Origin of the sequence: Rhizobium sp. AN68, from assembly GCF_030758035.1 — a bacterium.
GTDB classification, from domain to species: domain Bacteria; phylum Pseudomonadota; class Alphaproteobacteria; order Rhizobiales; family Rhizobiaceae; genus Agrobacterium; species Agrobacterium tumefaciens.
The window spans coordinates 1957414-1975689 of the sequence record NZ_JARWMI010000003.1 but is presented as its reverse complement, the minus strand read 5'-3'; the positions used below and the strand labels follow the sequence as shown (position 1 = coordinate 1975689).

Annotated in this window: 14 protein-coding genes; 5 read left to right on the top strand and 9 right to left on the bottom strand. The window is 58.3% G+C overall.

The features are described from left to right. The first annotated feature begins 194 nt into the window (after positions 1-194). The gene (locus RBH71_RS22745; protein WP_003513343.1) at positions 195-755 is read left to right on the top strand and encodes a dual specificity protein phosphatase family protein; all 561 of its coding nucleotides are present in this window, start codon (positions 195-197) and stop codon (positions 753-755) included. Between the two features lie 99 nt (positions 756-854). Here RBH71_RS22745 and RBH71_RS22740 read toward each other — a convergent pair whose 3' ends face one another. Next, a complete protein-coding gene (locus RBH71_RS22740; RefSeq protein WP_003513342.1) occupies positions 855-2114 on the bottom strand; it encodes an AGE family epimerase/isomerase in 1260 nt (419 codons plus the stop codon). 179 nt (positions 2115-2293) lie between these two features. Here RBH71_RS22740 and metH point away from each other — a divergent pair, with 179 nt between their 5' ends. Further along, complete coding sequence (gene metH, locus RBH71_RS22735; protein WP_323687498.1) at positions 2294-6067, top strand: methionine synthase; 3774 nt, start codon at positions 2294-2296, stop codon at positions 6065-6067. Positions 6068-6136: 69 nt separating this feature from the next. Here the strand turns inward: metH and RBH71_RS22730 are convergent, their stop codons facing one another. Next, positions 6137-7468: an MFS transporter gene (locus RBH71_RS22730; RefSeq protein WP_003513340.1), complete on the bottom strand. Its 1332-nt coding sequence runs from the start codon at positions 7466-7468 to the stop codon at positions 6137-6139. A gap of 79 nt (positions 7469-7547) precedes the next feature. Then, positions 7548-8324: an AAA family ATPase gene (locus RBH71_RS22725; protein ID WP_003513338.1), complete on the bottom strand. Its 777-nt coding sequence runs from the start codon at positions 8322-8324 to the stop codon at positions 7548-7550. Positions 8325-8524: 200 nt separating this feature from the next. Here RBH71_RS22725 and RBH71_RS22720 point away from each other — a divergent pair, with 200 nt between their 5' ends. Then, positions 8525-9169, top strand: coding sequence for a hypothetical protein (locus RBH71_RS22720; RefSeq protein WP_003513336.1), 645 nt, complete (start codon positions 8525-8527; stop codon positions 9167-9169). Positions 9170-9216: 47 nt separating this feature from the next. On the opposite strand, the gene RBH71_RS22715 is transcribed toward RBH71_RS22720, so the two are convergent. The 6 genes from RBH71_RS22715 to RBH71_RS22690 all read right to left on the bottom strand — a co-directional run bounded on the left by RBH71_RS22715 (position 9217) and on the right by RBH71_RS22690 (position 15547). Continuing rightward, the gene (locus RBH71_RS22715; protein WP_003513334.1) at positions 9217-10260 is read right to left on the bottom strand and encodes a zinc-dependent alcohol dehydrogenase family protein; all 1044 of its coding nucleotides are present in this window, start codon (positions 10258-10260) and stop codon (positions 9217-9219) included. 75 nt (positions 10261-10335) lie between these two features. After that, positions 10336-11394 (bottom strand): ABC transporter ATP-binding protein, encoded by a 1059-nt coding sequence (locus RBH71_RS22710; protein ID WP_003513332.1) that lies wholly within the window; start codon positions 11392-11394, stop codon positions 10336-10338. A gap of 13 nt (positions 11395-11407) precedes the next feature. Further along, positions 11408-12190 carry an ABC transporter permease gene (locus tag RBH71_RS22705; RefSeq protein ID WP_003513330.1) on the bottom strand — a complete coding sequence of 261 codons (783 nt, stop codon included), beginning with the start codon at positions 12188-12190 and terminating at the stop codon, positions 11408-11410. Continuing rightward, positions 12187-13071: an ABC transporter permease gene (locus RBH71_RS22700; RefSeq protein ID WP_003513327.1), complete on the bottom strand. Its 885-nt coding sequence runs from the start codon at positions 13069-13071 to the stop codon at positions 12187-12189. The genes RBH71_RS22705 and RBH71_RS22700 overlap by 4 nt, the downstream gene beginning before the upstream one ends. Positions 13072-13273: 202 nt before the next feature. Beyond that, positions 13274-14380 carry an ABC transporter substrate-binding protein gene (locus RBH71_RS22695; RefSeq protein WP_003513325.1) on the bottom strand — a complete coding sequence of 369 codons (1107 nt, stop codon included), beginning with the start codon at positions 14378-14380 and terminating at the stop codon, positions 13274-13276. Between the two features lie 288 nt (positions 14381-14668). After that, positions 14669-15547 carry a MurR/RpiR family transcriptional regulator gene (locus tag RBH71_RS22690; protein ID WP_323687497.1) on the bottom strand — a complete coding sequence of 293 codons (879 nt, stop codon included), beginning with the start codon at positions 15545-15547 and terminating at the stop codon, positions 14669-14671. 177 nt (positions 15548-15724) lie between these two features. Here RBH71_RS22690 and RBH71_RS22685 point away from each other — a divergent pair, with 177 nt between their 5' ends. Beyond that, a complete protein-coding gene (locus RBH71_RS22685; RefSeq protein ID WP_003513321.1) occupies positions 15725-16498 on the top strand; it encodes an N-formylglutamate amidohydrolase in 774 nt (257 codons plus the stop codon). 212 nt (positions 16499-16710) lie between these two features. Further along, entirely contained in the window at positions 16711-18225 is a 1515-nt protein-coding gene (locus RBH71_RS22680; RefSeq protein WP_003513319.1) for an amino acid permease, read from the top strand. Positions 18226-18276: the final 51 nt, after the last annotated feature.

The window sequence follows — 18276 nt, the reverse complement described above, 5'->3', positions numbered from 1 at the left end:
CGCTGCTTCCGACCCTCACGGTTTCTTGAACATTTTCGTGCTGTCGCCTGAACCCCTTGTTTCGCAAGGGGTTCGTAAAGGTGCCCGCGTCGTTGCCGGCCACGCCGAGGCCGCTTTCGCCGTTGCGGGACTTGTTTTCGCCGATTTGCAATGCCACCTGCCCACCCGTCCGATGAATGTTGCGGGTTTAGGTTTTGCGTATAGTTCTGAAGTTTCTGAAAATTGCCGCCATTGGCCTGGTGGCTCTGCCGGTTCTGGCCGGCGCGCATATGGGCATTGGCCAGCTGACCGGAAATTTTCACGAGGTCATCCCCGGCGAACTTTATCGTTCGGCCCAGCCGAGCGGTAAGGACATCACGGCCTATGCCAAGGCCTACGGCATCAAGACGATCATCAATCTGCGCGATGAAAAGCGTGAAGGCTGGTATGACGCCGAAAGCCAGGCAGCGAAAAACAACGGTGTCCGGCTTGTCGATTATCCGCTGAGTTCAAGCGAGAAGGTCTCGGTGGAGGAAGCGGAAACGCTCGTCGCCGTGCTGCGCAACGCTGAAAAACCGATCCTCATCCATTGCGAACACGGCGCCAACCGAACCGGGCTCGCCTCCGCGATCTATGTGAGCGCCGTTGCCGGCAAAAGCGAGGCTGCCGCCGAGTTCCAGCTTTCACCCTATTACGGACATGTGCCGATCCCGGGTATCGGCCGTTATGAAATGTACCAGTCCTGGGATGATTTCGAGGAAACTATCGGATTTTGAGGCGCCTCGATATGCCGACACCCCGGATTTGATCCGGGGTCCAGCATCATCACGTCCGGTATGACGGAGCGTGTCAGATGCTTCATTCTTGCAGCGGCCTCAATAGGAGCCGCCGCCTTCCTTGATCACTTTCGTCAAACTTCCCGTTGCCGGAAATAGCGGGATCAGGCAGGCCTGAAGCGCGTGGTAGATGTCGCCCTTGCCGGGGAAAAGCGTGTTGGCTGGAATCAGATTTTCCGTCAGCTCCTCGTGCCAGCCGCCATTGTCGTGGTCGATGAAATTGTTGGCGATCGTGCTCCAGATGCGGCGGTAGCTGTCTTCGTAGAATTCGTCCGCCGGCAGATTTTCGTTGAGGAAGTGGGCTGCACCCGCCGCCTCGCACATGGGCCACCAGAGCTTTGCCGTCTTGTCGGGATTGTCGTGCCAGTCGAGCGTATAAAAGAAGCCGCCTTTTTCGCGGTCCCAGCCAAGCGCCATGGATTGCACGAAGAGCGATTTTGCCGCCACCGGCATCCAGTCGTGGCGGCGTTCGCCCAGCACCCACAATTGCAGGATGAGGCGCGCCCATTCCAGCCAGTGGCCGGGAGTGGAGCCCGAGGGGCGGAACATTTCGTTGCCACGATACTCCTTGTCGAGCGTCCAGTTCTCGTCAAAATGCTCCGGCACGCGGAAATCCAGCTCACCGGCGCGGCGACGGATGACGAGATCGGCGATGCGTTCGGCCTTTGTCAGGTAATTGCTGTCGCCGGTCGCCTCATAGGCGGCCATCAGCGCTTCGGTCAGATGCATGTTGGAATTCTGGCCGCGATAATTGTCGATGGGTGACCAGTCGCGGTTGAATTCCTCGGCGATAGCGCCGTGTTTTTCTTCCCAGAAACGCGTTTCCAGAACCTCGGTGATGTCGGCCAGCATCTTGTCAGCAAGCGGGTGGCCGACAGTTTTGGCGGAGGAGGCGGCCAGAAGCACGAAGGCGTGGCCATAACCCTGTTTGGTGGCGTCCACCGGGCCGCCATCGTTGACCTGCCAGAAATAACCGCCGTGCTCGCTGTCACGATGATTGTTCCAGAGGTAGGTCATACCGTGGTCGACGATATCGCCGCAGCCCGGCCGTCCGAGCAGGTGGCCGATGGAGAAGCAATGCACCATGCGTGCCGAGGCATGGATGCCGCGCACAGGATCGTTTTTCTGCAGCGGCGCACCCTTGGCATCGAGATCGAAGAAGCCGCCGGCCGGATTGACGGCGCGGTACTGGAAGAAGTCGAAAAGCCCATCGGCCTGTTTGACCAGCCACTGGCGATGCCATGGCAAGGTGTTCCAGTTCCGGTTGTTGTGGTCGTCCTCGGGCATTTCGTCCTCCATACGGTTTGCTGCTTCGGCTTATATCCTTGCTGCATAAACCTGTCATCTGTCAGTGAAATTTCGTAGTCTGCCGCAACGACGCAAAGCCATACCTATACCTTGAAGATATATTGACATAAACATATCTTTATGTGACTTGACGGCTTGCGATCTTGCAAATCGAAATGAGGAGTGCGCCCGTGTTTGACGATCTGTTCGGCCCTGAAGGGGCAAAGCGCGACGGCGCGGAAATTTTGCGCGCGCTGCGCCAGGCCGCCAGCGAACGTATCCTCATTCTCGATGGCGCAATGGGCACGCAGATTCAAGGACTGGGGTTTGATGAAGATCATTTTCGCGGTGATCGTTTTATCGGCTGCGCCTGTCACCAGCAGGGCAATAACGACCTTCTGATCCTGACCCAGCCGGATGCCATCGAAGAAATCCATTATCGCTATGCGATGGCGGGTGCGGATATTCTCGAAACCAACACGTTTTCGTCGACGCGCATCGCGCAGGCGGACTACGAGATGGAAAATGCCGTCTACGATCTCAACCGCGAAGGGGCGCAGATCGTCCGCCGTGCTGCCCAGCGGGGTGAGCGCGAAGATGGCCGCCGCCGTTTCGTTGCGGGCGCTATCGGCCCGACCAACCGCACCGCCTCGATTTCGCCTGATGTCAACAATCCTGGTTACCGTGCCGTCAGTTTCGACGATCTGCGCATCGCCTATGGCGAGCAGATCGACGGTCTGATCGATGGCGGCGCGGATATCATCCTCATCGAGACGATCTTCGATACGCTGAACGCCAAGGCCGCAATCTTCGCCTGTGAGGAGCGTTTCGAGGCCAAGGGCATCCGTCTGCCGGTGATGATATCAGGCACGATCACGGACCTTTCCGGCCGCACGCTGTCCGGCCAGACGCCGTCTGCTTTCTGGAACTCGGTGCGACACGCCAACCCCTTCACCATCGGCCTCAACTGCGCTCTTGGTGCAGATGCCATGCGTCCGCATCTGCAGGAGCTTTCGGATGTGGCCGACACCTTCGTCTGCGCCTATCCGAATGCCGGCCTGCCGAACGAATTCGGGCAATATGACGAAACACCCGAGATGATGGCGCGCCAGGTGCAGGGTTTTGCCCGCGACGGTCTTGTCAACATCGTCGGCGGTTGCTGCGGCTCGACGCCCGAGCATATCCGGGCGATTGCCGAAGCCGTCAAGGATTACAAGCCGCGCCCCATTCCCGAGCACAAGCCCTTCATGTCGCTTTCGGGTCTCGAACCCTTCGTGCTGACCAAGGACATTCCCTTCGTCAACGTTGGCGAACGTACCAACGTCACCGGCTCGGCCCGCTTCCGCAAGCTGATCACTGCCGGCGATTACACGGCGGCGCTGGCTGTCGCCCGCGATCAGGTGGAAAACGGTGCGCAGATCATCGACATCAACATGGATGAGGGCCTGATCGACTCGCAAAAGGCGATGGTGGAGTTCCTGAACCTCATTGCCGCCGAGCCTGATATTGCCCGCGTGCCTGTGATGATCGACTCATCCAAGTTCGAAATCATCGAAGCCGGTCTGAAATGCGTGCAGGGCAAATCGATCGTCAATTCGATTTCGCTGAAGGAAGGCGAGGAGAAGTTTCTCCAGCAGGCGCGGCTCGTCCACAATTACGGTGCTGCGGTCGTGGTCATGGCATTTGACGAGGTCGGGCAGGCGGATACCTATCAGCGCAAGGTGGAAATCTGCACGCGCGCCTACAAGCTTTTGACTGAAAAGGCGGGCCTGTCGCCGGAAGACATCATCTTCGATCCAAACGTGTTTGCGGTAGCCACGGGTATCGAGGAGCACAATAATTACGGCGTGGACTTCATTGAAGCCACAAAGACCATCCGCGAAACCATGCCGCTGACGCATATTTCCGGTGGCGTTTCCAACCTGTCCTTCTCCTTCCGCGGCAATGAGCCAGTGCGTGAGGCGATGCATGCCGTGTTCCTCTACCACGCCATCCAGGTCGGCATGGATATGGGCATCGTCAATGCCGGGCAGCTTGCGGTTTACGACAACATCGATGCGGAATTGCGCGAGGCCTGCGAAGATGTGGTGCTGAACCGCCGCGACGACGCGACGGAGCGGCTGCTTGACGTGGCGGAGCGTTTCCGCGGCACGGGTGAAAAACAGGCGAAGGTGCAGGATCTTTCCTGGCGCGAGCTTTCCGTCGAAAAGCGGCTGCAACACGCGCTGGTCAACGGCATTACCGAATTCATCGAAGCCGATACGGAAGAGGCGCGCCAGCAGGCCGCCCGCCCGCTGCACGTTATCGAAGGGCCGCTGATGGCGGGCATGAACGTGGTCGGTGATCTGTTCGGTTCCGGCAAGATGTTTCTGCCGCAGGTGGTGAAATCCGCCCGCGTGATGAAGCAGGCCGTCGCCGTTCTGCTTCCTTACATGGAAGAGGAAAAGCGCCTGAATGGCGGTGAACAGAACAAGGCCGCCGGCAAGGTGCTGATGGCGACCGTGAAGGGTGATGTGCACGATATCGGCAAGAACATCGTCGGCGTCGTTCTTGCCTGCAACAATTACGAGATCATCGATCTCGGCGTGATGGTGCCGACGACGAAAATCCTTGAAACGGCGATTGCCGAAAAGGTCGATGTGATCGGTCTTTCCGGTCTCATCACGCCGTCGCTTGATGAAATGGTGCATGTGGCGGCGGAAATGGAGCGGCAGGGTTTCAACATCCCGCTGCTGATCGGCGGCGCAACAACGAGCCGCGTGCATACGGCGGTGAAAATCCATCCGCGTTACGAACAGGGCCAGGCGATCTATGTCACCGATGCCTCGCGTGCGGTGGGCGTCGTCTCCGCACTTCTCTCCGCCGAGCAGAAGCCAGCCTATATCGACGGCATCCGGGCTGAATATGCCAAGGTGGCGGAGGCGCACGCCCGCAATGAGCGCGAAAAGCAGCGTCTGCCGCTTTCCCGCGCCCGCGAGAATGCGCACAAGATCGACTGGTCGACCTATAGTGTCGTGAAGCCGCAATTCTTCGGCACCAAGGTGTTCGAGACCTATGACCTTGAGGAGCTGTCCCGTTACATCGACTGGACGCCGTTCTTCCAGACCTGGGAGCTGAAGGGCCGATATCCCGCTATCCTTGAAGACGAGAAGCAGGGTGAGGCTGCGCGGCAGCTTTATGCCGATGCGCAGGCGATGCTGAAGAAGATCATCAAGGAAAAATGGTTCCGGCCGCGGGCTGTTATCGGCTTCTGGCCCGCCAATGCGGTGGGAGACGACATCAGGCTGTTCACGGATGAAAACCGCTCCGAAGAACTGGCGACCTTCTTCACGCTGCGCCAGCAGCTTTCCAAGCGTGACGGACGCCCCAATGTGGCGCTTTCCGATTTCGTCGCGCCTGTCGATAGCGGCGTTGCCGATTATGTCGGCGGCTTCGTCGTCACGGCGGGTATCGAGGAGGTGGCGATTGCTGAACGCTTCGAGCGGGCTAATGACGATTATTCGTCGATTCTCGTCAAGGCGCTGGCCGACCGTTTTGCGGAAGCCTTTGCCGAACGTATGCATGAGCGGGTGCGCAAGGAATTCTGGGGTTATGCGCCCGAAGAAGCTCTTGCCGGCGATGAGCTGATCGGCGAGGCCTATGCCGGTATCCGCCCTGCGCCCGGTTATCCGGCCCAGCCTGATCATACCGAAAAGAAAACCCTGTTCTCCCTGCTCGACGCCACCAACGCGGCGGGCGTGGAGCTGACGGAGAGTTATGCCATGTGGCCCGGCTCCTCCGTCTCCGGCCTCTATATCGGCCATCCCGAGAGCTACTATTTCGGTGTTGCCAAGGTGGAACGCGATCAGGTGCTGGACTATGCGCGTCGCAAGGACATGCCGTTGGTAGAGGTAGAGCGCTGGCTCGGACCCGTGCTCAACTACGTACCGGTAAACGGTGCCGAGGAGATCGACAGCGCGGCCTGACGTTTCGGCCACCGTTGTTGCAATAAAAAGCGCGGGTCCTGCCCGCGCTTTTTTGTGTCGTCGTTGGGCTTACGACCTCAAGGCCGCCAGTTCCTCTATGCCGACATGGCTTTCGATCTCGCTGCCGCGGAGATGGAGGTAAACGCCGATGCAGAAGGCGAGGACGGCGATGAACACCAGATACCACGCATGCGCCATTGGATTGACGGCCAGCGCCATCGTTACGCCAATCGGTGTCAGCCCGCCGAAGATGGCATAGGAGACGTTGTAGGCGAAGGAGAGGCCCGAGAAGCGGACCGAGGCCGGGAAGGCGCGCACCATGACATAGGGCACCGCACCCGCCATGCCAACCGACAGGCCCATCACGCCGTAAAGCACGAACATGGTTTCTAGCGATGTGCCAGCATAGCTGTAGAAAGTGAAGGTGGCGATGCCGAAGAAGATGCTGGCGGCCATGAAGAAAATGCCGGAGCCGACACGATCAATCAATGCGCCGGCGATGATGACGCCGAAGATGAGGAACAGCGTGCCGAAGCTGGTGCCTGCCAGCGCCTGCGTCGGTGTGTAGCCATAGAGCTTCTGCAGGAAGGTTGCTGTCATCAGCGTGGTAACGACGATGGCTGCGGACAGAACCCAGGTCAGCAGCGCGGAAATGATCACGCCGCGCATATGGTGCTTCAGCACAAGGCCAAGCGGAAGCTTGTCCGTCAGCGACTTCGACTTTTTCATCTCCATGAAGATCGGAGTCTCTTCCAGCCAGCGGCGCAGATACACGGCAATCAGGCCGAATATGCCGCCGAGCAGGAAGGGAATGCGCCATGCATAGGCCGCCACATCTTCTGCTGAGAAGAGGGAATTGATGGCAAAGGCAATCAGCGAACCGAGCATGATGCCGAAAGAGAGGCCGGACGTCAGAAAACCGCAGGCGAGCCCGACGCGGCGAAAGGGCACGTGCTCCGCAACGAAGGTCCAGGCACCCGGCACTTCGCCGCCGATGGCCGCACCCTGCAGCATGCGCAGGACGATGAGCAGGATGGGGGCCGCAACGCCGATGGTGGCATAGGTCGGCATCAGCGCCATGCCGAGCGTCGAAAGCGCCATGAGCAGGATGGAGAAGGCGAAGACGCGTTTGCGGCCATAACGATCGCCATAATGCGCGAGAACGATGCCGCCCAGCGGCCGCACCAGATAACCGGCGGCGAAGATGCCGAAGGTCTGGATCATCACCAGCCAATCGGGCATTTCCGGCGGGAAGAACAGATGGCCGATGACGGTGGCGAAAAACACGAAAATGATGAAATCGTAGAACTCCAGCGCGCCGCCGAGGGCCGAAAGGCCGAGAGTTCTGTAGTCCTGCCTGTTCAGGGGCCGGGCAGCTGCCGGTGTGGTGGTGGGAGACATAAGCCTGCTTCTTTTTCTAATTCACATGTTGCTAATGGGCATGAGGCAAGCGATGCGCGATTTCAAGCCTTATCAGCTCCTAATCGCTCATGAATTTTGATGGACGATCAAGAAAGCGCCGCAGGAAACTGATGTTTTCCAGCTCGTCATAAAGACGCCCGGTGATGCCGTTCTCGTCGAAGTAATAAATCGTCGCTTCTGGAATGGCCAAGAGCACTGGCGAATGGGTTGCGATGATCAACTGCCCACCACTATCTGCCGTGTGACGGACGAGGGCTGCAAGCTCCAGCTGCTTTTGCGGTGAAAGAGGACTTTCCGGTTCATCGAGAAAATAAAGGCCGGCGCCGTGCAGGCGCTGCTGCATGATATCGAGAAATCCCTCGCCATGCGAACGCCGGTCTATGCCGTTGCTTCTAACGATATGCCTGAAAGTGTCCGGTGTTTCCTCGGGAAAATCTTCGCCTCTTTTCAGGGCTTTTTCCCGCTCCCAGCGAAAGTCATCCAGGATCTCTTCATTCTGCTTGCGGATGTAGCCAAGCACGTCTTCGGCGCGCATGAACATGCGGATTTTCGGGTATTTCTTGCGGGCGAAATAGAATGCCTTCGCCACGGTTTCCGCATGCTGAAGATAGAGGTCGCCGGCAACCTGTCCATGATTGCCGATGGCATAGGCCGTCATTCCGGCCGCCAGCCCTTCCAGCAGCGTGGATTTGCCGGAGCCGTTATTGCCGGCGAAAAAGGTGATCGGCGTCTTGAATTCGAGGCGTTCCAGCTGGCGCAGCGCCGGAACGGTAAAGGGGTATTCGTCCCTTCGGTCCGGAGTTTCCTTCATGGTCACGCTGTCGAGAAACAGCATTTTCAATCCTCTTTATCGATGCTTCTTTTTCTGTGCGTCCGTTTCCCGCGGAAGAGGAGTATATTATATTGGTGTATATTATAAGTATCAAAATTACATCTGTGTATTTTCAAAGTAATTAAATGAATAGTCATCGATTAAATTTTATATTAAGGCGATTGTAGAAATATATCCCGATATTTTTGTATTGCGGGGAAGATATGAATCAGATTGCGCTGGTTTACGTCGCCATCATATTTTTGTTCGCGTCTGCTGTGGATGCCGATGCCAAGCGTTTTCGGTTTTTTGCGGTGCCTGGCTTCAGTCGCGGTGAGACGATCGACAGGGTCTACGACTTGCCCAATCAAACGACTTTCGTGGTGGAAGGGAAGTTCTTTGACCTCGGCTATCTGAACAGCAGTAGTGGCGACGCTTATGTTCTTTATAATGGCGACCAATACGTGAAGTTGGACGAGGTTGGCCTTAAGGGCATTTCCAGTATGCTTGGATTTGACCCTACCGTCGAGGACCGCAAAAAACGTGCGGCGGCTTCGGAGGCGGCTGAGCCTATAGGGAGACTGATAGGTGGGTTTGTGCTGCTCGTGGGCCTGTTCGTGCTCCTGCGCAGGGGTATTCGCTGGTACTATCGGTCGGGTAGCAGAAACGCTCGTCTCGAGCGGGAAGATATCGAGGCGGTCGTCGAATTACCGGAACCCCGTCCGCCAACCATACGTCAGCAACGTGCGGCAGTTACCCAGGATTATACGCCCGCTCTCAATGAGGTTGCACCGCCGACCAGAAGACCGGAGGCCGCGCCGAATCGCGCGGGGATGGCAGTCCGGCCGTTCGGACGCAGGAATGCCTGATGCCGTCTAGACAAACGGCATTTTCCGGGACGTTCCGGCTGTGACTGTTATTCGAACCGGTCGATGATGCTGATGCCACTTTCCTGGAAACGGTCCATGGCGGGAAGGGCGGTGATGGCATCGGAAAGGGTGATGTGGCGGCCGATCAGTTTTTCGGGCGCGAGCTTGCCGCTCTCGATCATCGCCAGCATGTCTTCGTAGCGCCATGCCTGCATGCCGTGGCTGCCGTAAATCTCCAGCTCGTGGGCAATCACCCGGGCCATGGGGATGGCTGGCATGGCGTGATCGGCCAGCATCAGCCCTACCTGAACGTGGCGCCCGCGCCGGCGCAGGTTGCTGATGGAATTGCAGCAGGTCTGCGGGTGGCCAAGCGCGTCGATAGAGACATGCGCGCCGCCGCCGGTCACTTCGCGCACCGCCTCCGTGACGTCGGCAACCGAGCGGCTGTTGATGGTAGCGGTTGCGCCGAGTTGGCGGGCAAGTTCGAGCTTGTCTTCCGCAATGTCGATGGCGACGACCTGAGCGCCGAGGCCTGCGCCAATCATGATGGCGGAGAGGCCGACGCCGCCGCAGCCATGTACCGCCAGCCACTCGCCGCCTTTCAGGCGACCCTGGTCCGTCACAGCCCGGAAGGACGTGGCGAAACGGCAGCCGAGACCGGCGGCAGTGGCGTAGCTCATCGTATCAGGCAGATGAACAAGGTTCTGGTCCGCGTAATCGATGGCGACATATTCGGCGAAAGAACCCCAATGGGTGAAGCCGGGCTGGAACTGCGTTTCACACACCTGTTGATTGCCGGAGCGGCATTCATGGCAACGGCCGCAGCCGGAAACGAAGGGAACGGTGACACGGTCGCCTGTCTTGAACCTGGTAACGTTCTTTCCGACCGCAGCGATAACGCCGGCGAATTCGTGGCCAGGGACATGCGGCAGGCGAATATCCGTATCGTGGCCCATCCAGCCATGCCAGTCGCTGCGGCAGAGGCCCGTCGCCTTCACCTCGATGACCACGCCGCCGTCGGTCGGTTCCGGATCAGGCAGGGATGCCACAATCGGGGTCTCGCCGAACAGTTCGTAAAAAAGCGCGCGCATCCTGGCCTCACATCGTCGGTAAGCAGATTTGAATTATACCTGCTCTATCTGCTTCCGACGCTGGAGAAAAGCCATTTAATCTTTGATCACCATAAGATCACCAGCCGCGAATTTAAGCGTTACTTGTTCGCCCAGGGCGGGCGGTGCGGTGCCGGGATCGTTGAACATGTCGAAAGACAAGGTCGAGCCGCCGAGATCAAGACGGGTTCGGATGACCGAACCCAGGAACTGGCTTGAGGTCACGATACCGGAAATAGCCACGTCTCCCTTCGCGTCAGCGCCGAGAGCTCCTGCTTCCGGGCGCAAGGCGAGGGTGATTTTTTCACCGTTTGCAACATCGACCGGCTTGTGGAGCGTCACGTTCTGCTCCCCGACACGGATTGTGCTGGTAGAGGAATCGACGACGGTTGCGTCGATCAGGTTCAGCGTGCCGACGAAGGAGGCGACAAACCGGGTCGCGGGCTTGTTGTAGATATCGAAGGGCGAACCGATCTGGTCGGCGCGGCCGGAATTCATGACAACGATACGGTCGGAGATCGACAGGGCCTCTTCCTGATCGTGGGTCACGAAAATTGTGGTGATGCCGAGCTTTCTCTGGATCTGGCGGATTTCTTCGCGCAGCGATACGCGGATCTTGGCATCGAGCGCGGAAAGCGGCTCGTCCAGCAGAAGCACTTCCGGCTTCGGGGCCAATGCGCGGGCAAGCGCCACGCGCTGCTGCTGGCCGCCTGACATCTGGTAGGGGTAACGATCCGCCAGATGCTCCAGATGGATGAGCTGAAGCATTTCCTTCACGCGTGCATCGATCTCGGCTTTCGGCTTGCCGGCGACTTTGAGCCCGAAGGCGACATTTTCGTAGACGTTCATGTTGGGGAACAGCGCATAGGCCTGAAACACCATGCCGATATTGCGCTGGTTCGGTCTGAGCGTCGTCTGGTCCTTGCCGTTGATGACGATCGATCCGCCGGTCGGGATTTCGAAACCGGCGATCATGCGCAGCACGGTGGTCTTGCCGCAGCCCGACGGTCCGAGAAAGGAGACGAACTCGCCCTTTTCGATGGCCATGTTGAAATCATGGACGACCTGTACGGAGCCGAAGGATTTCTTGATATTGCTAAGTGTCAAAAAGCTCATGAAAATCTTGTCCTCAGGCCTTGGGAGGCGCGCCCTTCTGGTAGCGTGAAACGAGTTGGATCAACCCAAGGCAACCCCAGGTGATGCCGAAGGATATCACGGCAAGTGCAGCCGGTTCATAGGCGCGGTTGGCGCCAAGCAACTGCATATAGGGGCCAAAGGCCGGGCGGTTCAAAAGGGCGGCCATGGTGAATTCACCGATGACGATGGCGAAGGTCAAAAACGCACCTGACAGCACGGCGACCAGAACATTGGGCAGGATGATGCGCGACAGAATGGTCGTCCACCCCGCGCCAAGGCTCTGCGCCGCTTCCGTCAGCGTCGAGACGTCGATGGTCCTCAGACCAGTATCGACGGCGCGGTACATGTAGGGCAAGGCGAGCGTGGCATAACCGAACATCAAAAGCAGGTTGGTGCCGAAGGTCGTGCCGGTCAGCGGAAGCCAGCTAGAGGTGTTGTAAAGCCTGATATAACCGAACACGATGACGATGGCCGGGATGACCAGCGGCAGGAGCGTGATGAATTCGATATAGGGGCGCAGGCCCGGCAGTTTGAGGCGGACCCAATAGGCCGTGGGCACCACCAGCAGCACACCGAAAACGATGGTGAAGAGAGCCATCACCACAGAATAGCTGAAGGTTTCCTGGAAACGCGGGTCGGTGAGCACCTTGCCATAGGCGTCGAAGGAATATTCACCGCGGCGCATTTTCAGCGAGAAGTTGGTCATGCCGATCAGCGGCAGGGCGAAATAGAGCAGGCCAAAGATCAGCGCGCCCCAGGCGAAGAACTTCTTCATTTGAGCCACCTTTCGCTACGGGCGCGCAGCCAGATGTAAAGCGCATTGGCGATGCCGGTGACGACAATCATGCCGAAGGCGAGAGCGTAACCGAGATGCGGATTGCCGAGAACGTCGCCGCGGATCTGCGCGAAAAGCAGGATGGGCACGATGTTGAGCGACGAGCCGGTAAGCGCGATCGCGGTGGCCACCGCACCGAATGCATTGGCAAACAGCAGCGACATGGTGCCAAGCAACGATGGCAGGAGGATGGGGAAGGCCACCATGCGCCAATATTGCACGCCGGTCGCGCCAAGGATTTCCGCAGCTTCGCGCCACTCGCGCTTCAATCCGTCAAGCGCCGGCGTGATGATGAGGATCATCAGCGGAATCTGGAAGAACAGATAGGTGACGGTCAGGCCCCAGAAGGACAAGATGTTGAAGCCGAGGAGTCTCAGATCAATACCGATCTGCGTCTTCAAAAACACGGTGAGTAGGCCGACAGGGCCGAGTGTGGCGATGAAGGCGAAGGCGAGCGGCACGCCGGCAAATTGCGATGCGACGCCCGAAAAGGTCAGGAGCGGTCCGCGAATGCGCTGCGGCAGACCGCCCAGGACCACGGCGGCGGCGACGGCAAAACCAATCAGGCAGCCAAGAGCGGCCGAGGCGAGGCTGATCTTGATCGAAATCCAGTAGGCCGCGAGGATGGACGAGGTGAAAAGCCCGGCGACGTTTTCCAGCGTCAGGCTGCCATCGGGACGCTGGAACGCGCCGACCACGATTTTCATCGTCGGAAAAATCAGAAACAGCAGAACAAAAACAGCAAAAGGTACGACGCCTAACCAATGAAGCGGCAACTTTCTGCCCGCATCGGATGGTCCGCCGGTGTTGGTTGATGGCATGCCTGGTCCCCAAACGCCGTTTTCAAACGGTCTGTCTATAAAGTTCTTTATTATCGCACGTCCGGTTAAAACGGAATCGTCAGACGCACTTTCGATCTTTGTTTTGTGCAATTTCCGGGGGTAAAACCTAGGGAGTTTTACCTGAAATGCTTTCAAAGAAGCACCCCGGCTTTTTGAAAAGCCGGGGTGTATTTTTCAAAGGTTACTTCACGTTCGCGCCGACGACGCTGTCCCAGCCGCCGGTAACGGCGGCCTTGTTGGCGTCGACGTCTTCGAGCGTCGGGAAGATTGCCTTTTCATAGGCTGCTGCCGGCGGCAGGCTGTCGATCAGTTCCTGCGGAACCTTGCCGGCCTTGACCATCGCGTTGAAGCGGATCGGGTGGCAATAACCCTTCAGCCAACCGAGCTGACCGTCGTCTGAATAGAGGTGTTCCATCCAGAGCTTGGCAGCGTTCGGATGCGGGGCGTAAGCGGAAATGCCCTGAACGTAAACGCCGGCCAGAACGCCTTTTTCCGGAACCACGACTTCCGTGGGCGGGTTGTCGTTCAGCGTCTTCTTCCAGGAGAGCGCGTTATAGTCCCAGGCGACGATGATCGGGGTAGCACCCTGTGCCAGCGTGCCGGCCTTGCCGATGACTGGCAGGAAGTTGCCAGCCTTGTTGAGCTCGGCGAAATATTTCAGGCCTGCCTCACCGGCTTCCTTGCCGGACTTCGCACCGCTGGCAAGACCGGCGGCGAGAACGCCGAGGATAGCCTGGTTGGAAGCGCGCGGATCGCCGGCAAGCGCTACCTGACCGGAATATTCCGGCTTCTGCAGGTCGGCCCAATCCTTCGGCACGTTCTTGACGAGGTCCTTGTTCACGAAGAAGGACATCACGCCGTAATAGTCGCCGTACCAGTAACCTTCCGGATCCTTGACGTTGTCAGGAATTTCGTCCCAGGTGGAGACCTTGTAAGGCTGCAGCAGGCCTTCGGCCTTCATCTGCGGGCCGAAAGCGAGACCGACGTCGACAACGTCAGGAGCCTGCGGGCCCTTGTTGTCCTTGTTCGCCTTTACCGCTTCAACTTCATCGGCAGAGCCGGCGTCGGGGTTGAGTTCGTTGACGGTGATTTCCGGATATTTCGCCTTGAAAGCGGCGATGACGTCGCCGTAACCACACCAGTCGTGCGGCAGCGCGACGGTGGTCAGCATGCCTTCCTTCTTGGCGGCAGCGATCAGTTCGGCGCTTGGCGCAGCGGCAGCGATCGCGGTGGAGGCCATTACCAGAGCGGTGGTGGCAGCAAGCAGTCGACGGCAATGAGAGATCACTTTTTTCTCCTCTTCGTGTTCTCGTATTACGGACGCTGATACGGATTCTGGATGAAGCTAATGTGACGGCTGGATTGCAATTTATTTATCCGGATTCCGTCACTTTACGCCCATTTTCCGCCATCACCCGGCTTTGTGCCTGCAATCGCGGGGTAATCCCATCATCATTCGTGTTGGACAGATATGTTCCCCAGCTTGTTTTTATCCCGCTTTATCGCGCTGGTAGCGATTTCGGGTATCCAATCAGCCGGCGGTTTCCGCGTCAAGCACTGTGCCGGCTACTAATGTTCATGTCCGGTCCGGCCTGCGGAACAGACGCGTCTGCTCGAACAGGCCTTCCAGCGCGTTCATGCGCTCCTTGGTTTCATCCCAGGTACTGCTCTGCACTGCTTCGATCAGCGCTTCGACGACAAACAATGTAACGACCGATGAATCCCATGCCGAGGGGGCTTCGATCTTCACACGGAAGGTGTGCAGCGCGTGGCGCGCCACCGGCGATGTCCACTGATCCGTGAAAAGAATGATCTGTACGCCGTTTGCCTTCGCCACCTCGCCAAGCGTCGTCATGTCGTGCTCATAACGGCGGATGTCGAAGATCACCAGCACATCGCCGGCGCTCATATTCAACATATATTGAGGCCAGGCGCTGGAGTTGGACGACATCAGCGTCGTCTTTGGCCGGATCACCTGCATATGCGTGAAAAAATATTCGGCAATCGCTCCGGTGATGCGCCCGCCGACGAAATAGATGCTGCGTTTGCGGTCCGAGAGCAGCCTTGCGGCATTGTCGAAGACCGCGGTGTCGAGATCGCTCAAAGTGTCGCGCAGATTGCCCGTTATGGCGTCGGCGAAACGGTTGAGAATATGCAGACCCGGCGCATTGGTGGCCCAGCGGTCATGTTTGGCAACCGGGCCGGAGATCGTCGCTTCCAGTTCCTGGTGCAGATGGGCCTGAAACTCCGGGTAACCTTTATATCCGAGCTTCTGCACCATGCGCGCTACCGTCGGCGTCGAAACACCGGCATTTTCGGCAATCGTGGTGATGCTGCCGAGACCCGAGACGGGGTAGTTGCCGAGAAGGCTCTCCGCCAGCCGTTTTTCCGAACGGGTCAGCGCGTCATAGTGGGCATGGATGACATCCGACACGGTGGCCGTCGTACTGCGCAAATCTTTCCCCTTCCGGTCTTTTTGCCGGTGTATGGGCGAATATAAGCATCTGTGCCAGCTATCGAGTCAATGGGGAAAATGAAGAGAAAATTTCAAAATTCCATTTGACACTCGCGATAATGTGAAGAATTCTTTTCGTCATCGGCGGGATGGCAGGTTTCGGGGCGGGATGCGTGCATGACGGTGCGTTCACGGTTTTTCACGGAAGCGGAAGGACAGGCTGTCGGCGTCGAGAACGCCGCAGCAAAGGGCGACGTCGTTCTCGTCTGCGAACATGCTTCAGCCACCATCCCGGAAAAACTCGGTACGCTCGGTCTTTCGCCGGACGTGCTTTCGAGCCATGCGGCCTGGGATCCGGGCGCCTTGGCGGTTGCGAGGCTGCTTTCGCAGAAGCTCGATGCCACGCTCGTCCATCAGCGGTTTTCGCGTCTGGTCTATGATTGCAACCGGCCGCCGGAATCGCCTTCTGCCATGCCGGTCAAAAGCGAGATTTACAATATTCCCGGCAATCTCGATCTGAGCGATGCGGAACGGTTTGCCCGAACCTCGGCGCTTTACGTGCCGTTTCACGACCGTGTCAGTGAGATTATTGCTGAGCGGCAGGACCGCGGCCGCAAGGTGGTGGTAGTGACCATTCACAGTTTCACGCCGGTCTACCACGGTCAGTTCCGTGAAGTGCAGATCGGCATCCTGCACGATACTGACAGCCGGCTGGCCGATGCGATGCTGGTGGGCGCCGAGGGTTCTGCGCTCACGGTAAAGCGCAACGATCCCTACGGTCCGGAAGACGGTGTAACGCATACATTGCGGCTGCATGCGCTGCCGGACGGACTTTTGAACGTCATGATCGAGATCCGCAACGATCTGATCGCCAATGAAGGAGACCAATCGGCAATTGCCGATTTTCTCCACGAGCTTATGGGGAAGGCGCTCTCATCAATCGATGAGTGAGGGAGCAATGGGGCGGCTTATGGTGAAAACACCGCGGCCGACCGTCAATGAGACTGCCGCAATCGACAAAAGCCGGAACGGCATGAAGCGGCAAGGGAACAGCAGATGCGTGCGGCGCAGTGCGGGAAACCTCCCGGGCGATGCCGGAAACTGGGGGCACAATCGGCCAATAACGGCTGGCTGGCTTTTTTTTCTATTAAGGAGAGAAGGGCATGGACGGTTCATCATCAGGCGTCAGCTACAAGAAGGCTGATGCATCCTATTTCGAAAAACGCGGACTATCCCGATACGCGGGCGTGTGGTCGCTGTGGTCGCTTGGCGTCGGCGCGGTCATATCAGGGCATTTTTCCGGATGGAATTTCGGCTTTTCCACCGGCGGCTGGGGCGGCATGCTGGTGGCGGGCATCATCATTGCCATCATGTATCTCGGGCTGACATTCTCGATTGCGGAAATGAGCCCGGCGCTGCCGCACACGGGTGCCGCCTATTCCTTCGCCCGCACGGCCATGGGCCCGTGGGGCGGTTTCGTCACGGGACTTTGCGAGAATGTCGAATATGTGCTGACGCCGGCGGTCGTCGTTACCTTCATCACCGCCTATGTGAACTCCATTCTCGGCCTCGATCCGGCCTATTCACCTTTCGTGTGGATAGCCTTCTACGCGATCTTCCTTGCTCTCAACGTCTTCGGACTTGAGCTTTCCTTCAAGGTCACCCTGGTCATCACGCTGATTTCACTCGGCGTTCTGGTGTTCTTCTGGGTCAGCGCCATTCCGAACATGGATTTTTCGCGTTACGCGCTTAATATCGGTGTCGGACCCGATGGCAAGGCTGTGGAGCTGCCGGAAGGCAACGGTTCCTTTTTCCCATTCGGTTTTTCGGGCGTTCTTGCCACGCTGCCTTTTGCGGTCTGGCTGTTCCTCGCCATCGAGCAGCTGCCGCTGGCGGCTGAAGAATCCGTTGATCCGAAACGCGATATGCCCAAGGGTATCATTCTCGGCGTCATCACGCTGATGGTTTCGGCCTTCATGATCGTGCTGCTGAACCCGTCACTACCGGGCGTCGGCGCCTTTCATCTCAGCTCGTCGCTTGAACCGCTGCTGGATGGCTTCAAGGCGATCTACGGCGATGGCGGCGTGGTGCTGCTTGGTCTCGTGGCGCTGACAGGCTTGATCGCCAGCTTCCATACGATCCTCTATGCGCAGGGCCGCCAGATCTATTCGCTGTCGCGTGCGGGTTACTTCCCGACAGTGCTGTCGATCACTCATTCGAAATACCGGACGCCATACGTTGCCAATATTGCCGGCGCGCTCGTCGGCCTTGCGGTCATGCTCGTCATCTGGTTCTCGCTAGGTGCGGAACAGGGCGGCAGCATCATCGGCAGCGTGCTTTTGAACATGGCCGTGTTCGGTGCGATGTTCTCCTACATCCTGCAGGCGATTTCCTTCATCCTGCTCAGGAAAAATCTGCCGCATATCGAGCGGCCGTTCCGCTCGCCCTTCGGCATTCCGGGCGCGGTGTTGACAATCATCATCGCCATCGTGACGCTGCTCTATCAGATCCAGGATCCGAACTTCACCAAGGGTGTGCTGTGGGTAGCCGTATGGTTTGCGGTTGCCATTGCCTACTTCGCCTTTGTCGGACGCCATCGCCTCATCCTGTCGCCGGAAGAGGAGTTCGCGCTGGAGCACAAGCAGGCTGCCATGGCAGCGGCGGCTGCAAAGGCCTGATGCTCGAACTGACGGGCGGCCGCATACCGGCCGCCTGCTCGCCACATGAAA

What these genes read in the sequence shown, in the direction of transcription:
- RBH71_RS22740 (WP_003513342.1), bottom strand. Translation starts at nt 2,114, where the DNA reads ATGGAGGACGAAATGCCCGAGGACGACCACAACAACCGGAACTGGAAC.
- RBH71_RS22730 (WP_003513340.1), bottom strand. Translation starts at nt 7,468, where the DNA reads ATGTCTCCCACCACCACACCGGCAGCTGCCCGGCCCCTGAACAGGCAG.
- RBH71_RS22725 (WP_003513338.1), bottom strand. Translation starts at nt 8,324, where the DNA reads ATGCTGTTTCTCGACAGCGTGACCATGAAGGAAACTCCGGACCGAAGG.
- RBH71_RS22720 (WP_003513336.1), top strand. Translation starts at nt 8,525, where the DNA reads ATGAATCAGATTGCGCTGGTTTACGTCGCCATCATATTTTTGTTCGCG.
- RBH71_RS22715 (WP_003513334.1), bottom strand. Translation starts at nt 10,260, where the DNA reads ATGCGCGCGCTTTTTTACGAACTGTTCGGCGAGACCCCGATTGTGGCA.
- RBH71_RS22710 (WP_003513332.1), bottom strand. Translation starts at nt 11,394, where the DNA reads ATGAGCTTTTTGACACTTAGCAATATCAAGAAATCCTTCGGCTCCGTA.
- RBH71_RS22705 (WP_003513330.1), bottom strand. Translation starts at nt 12,190, where the DNA reads ATGAAGAAGTTCTTCGCCTGGGGCGCGCTGATCTTTGGCCTGCTCTAT.
- RBH71_RS22700 (WP_003513327.1), bottom strand. Translation starts at nt 13,071, where the DNA reads ATGCCATCAACCAACACCGGCGGACCATCCGATGCGGGCAGAAAGTTG.
- RBH71_RS22685 (WP_003513321.1), top strand. Translation starts at nt 15,725, where the DNA reads ATGACGGTGCGTTCACGGTTTTTCACGGAAGCGGAAGGACAGGCTGTC.
- RBH71_RS22680 (WP_003513319.1), top strand. Translation starts at nt 16,711, where the DNA reads ATGGACGGTTCATCATCAGGCGTCAGCTACAAGAAGGCTGATGCATCC.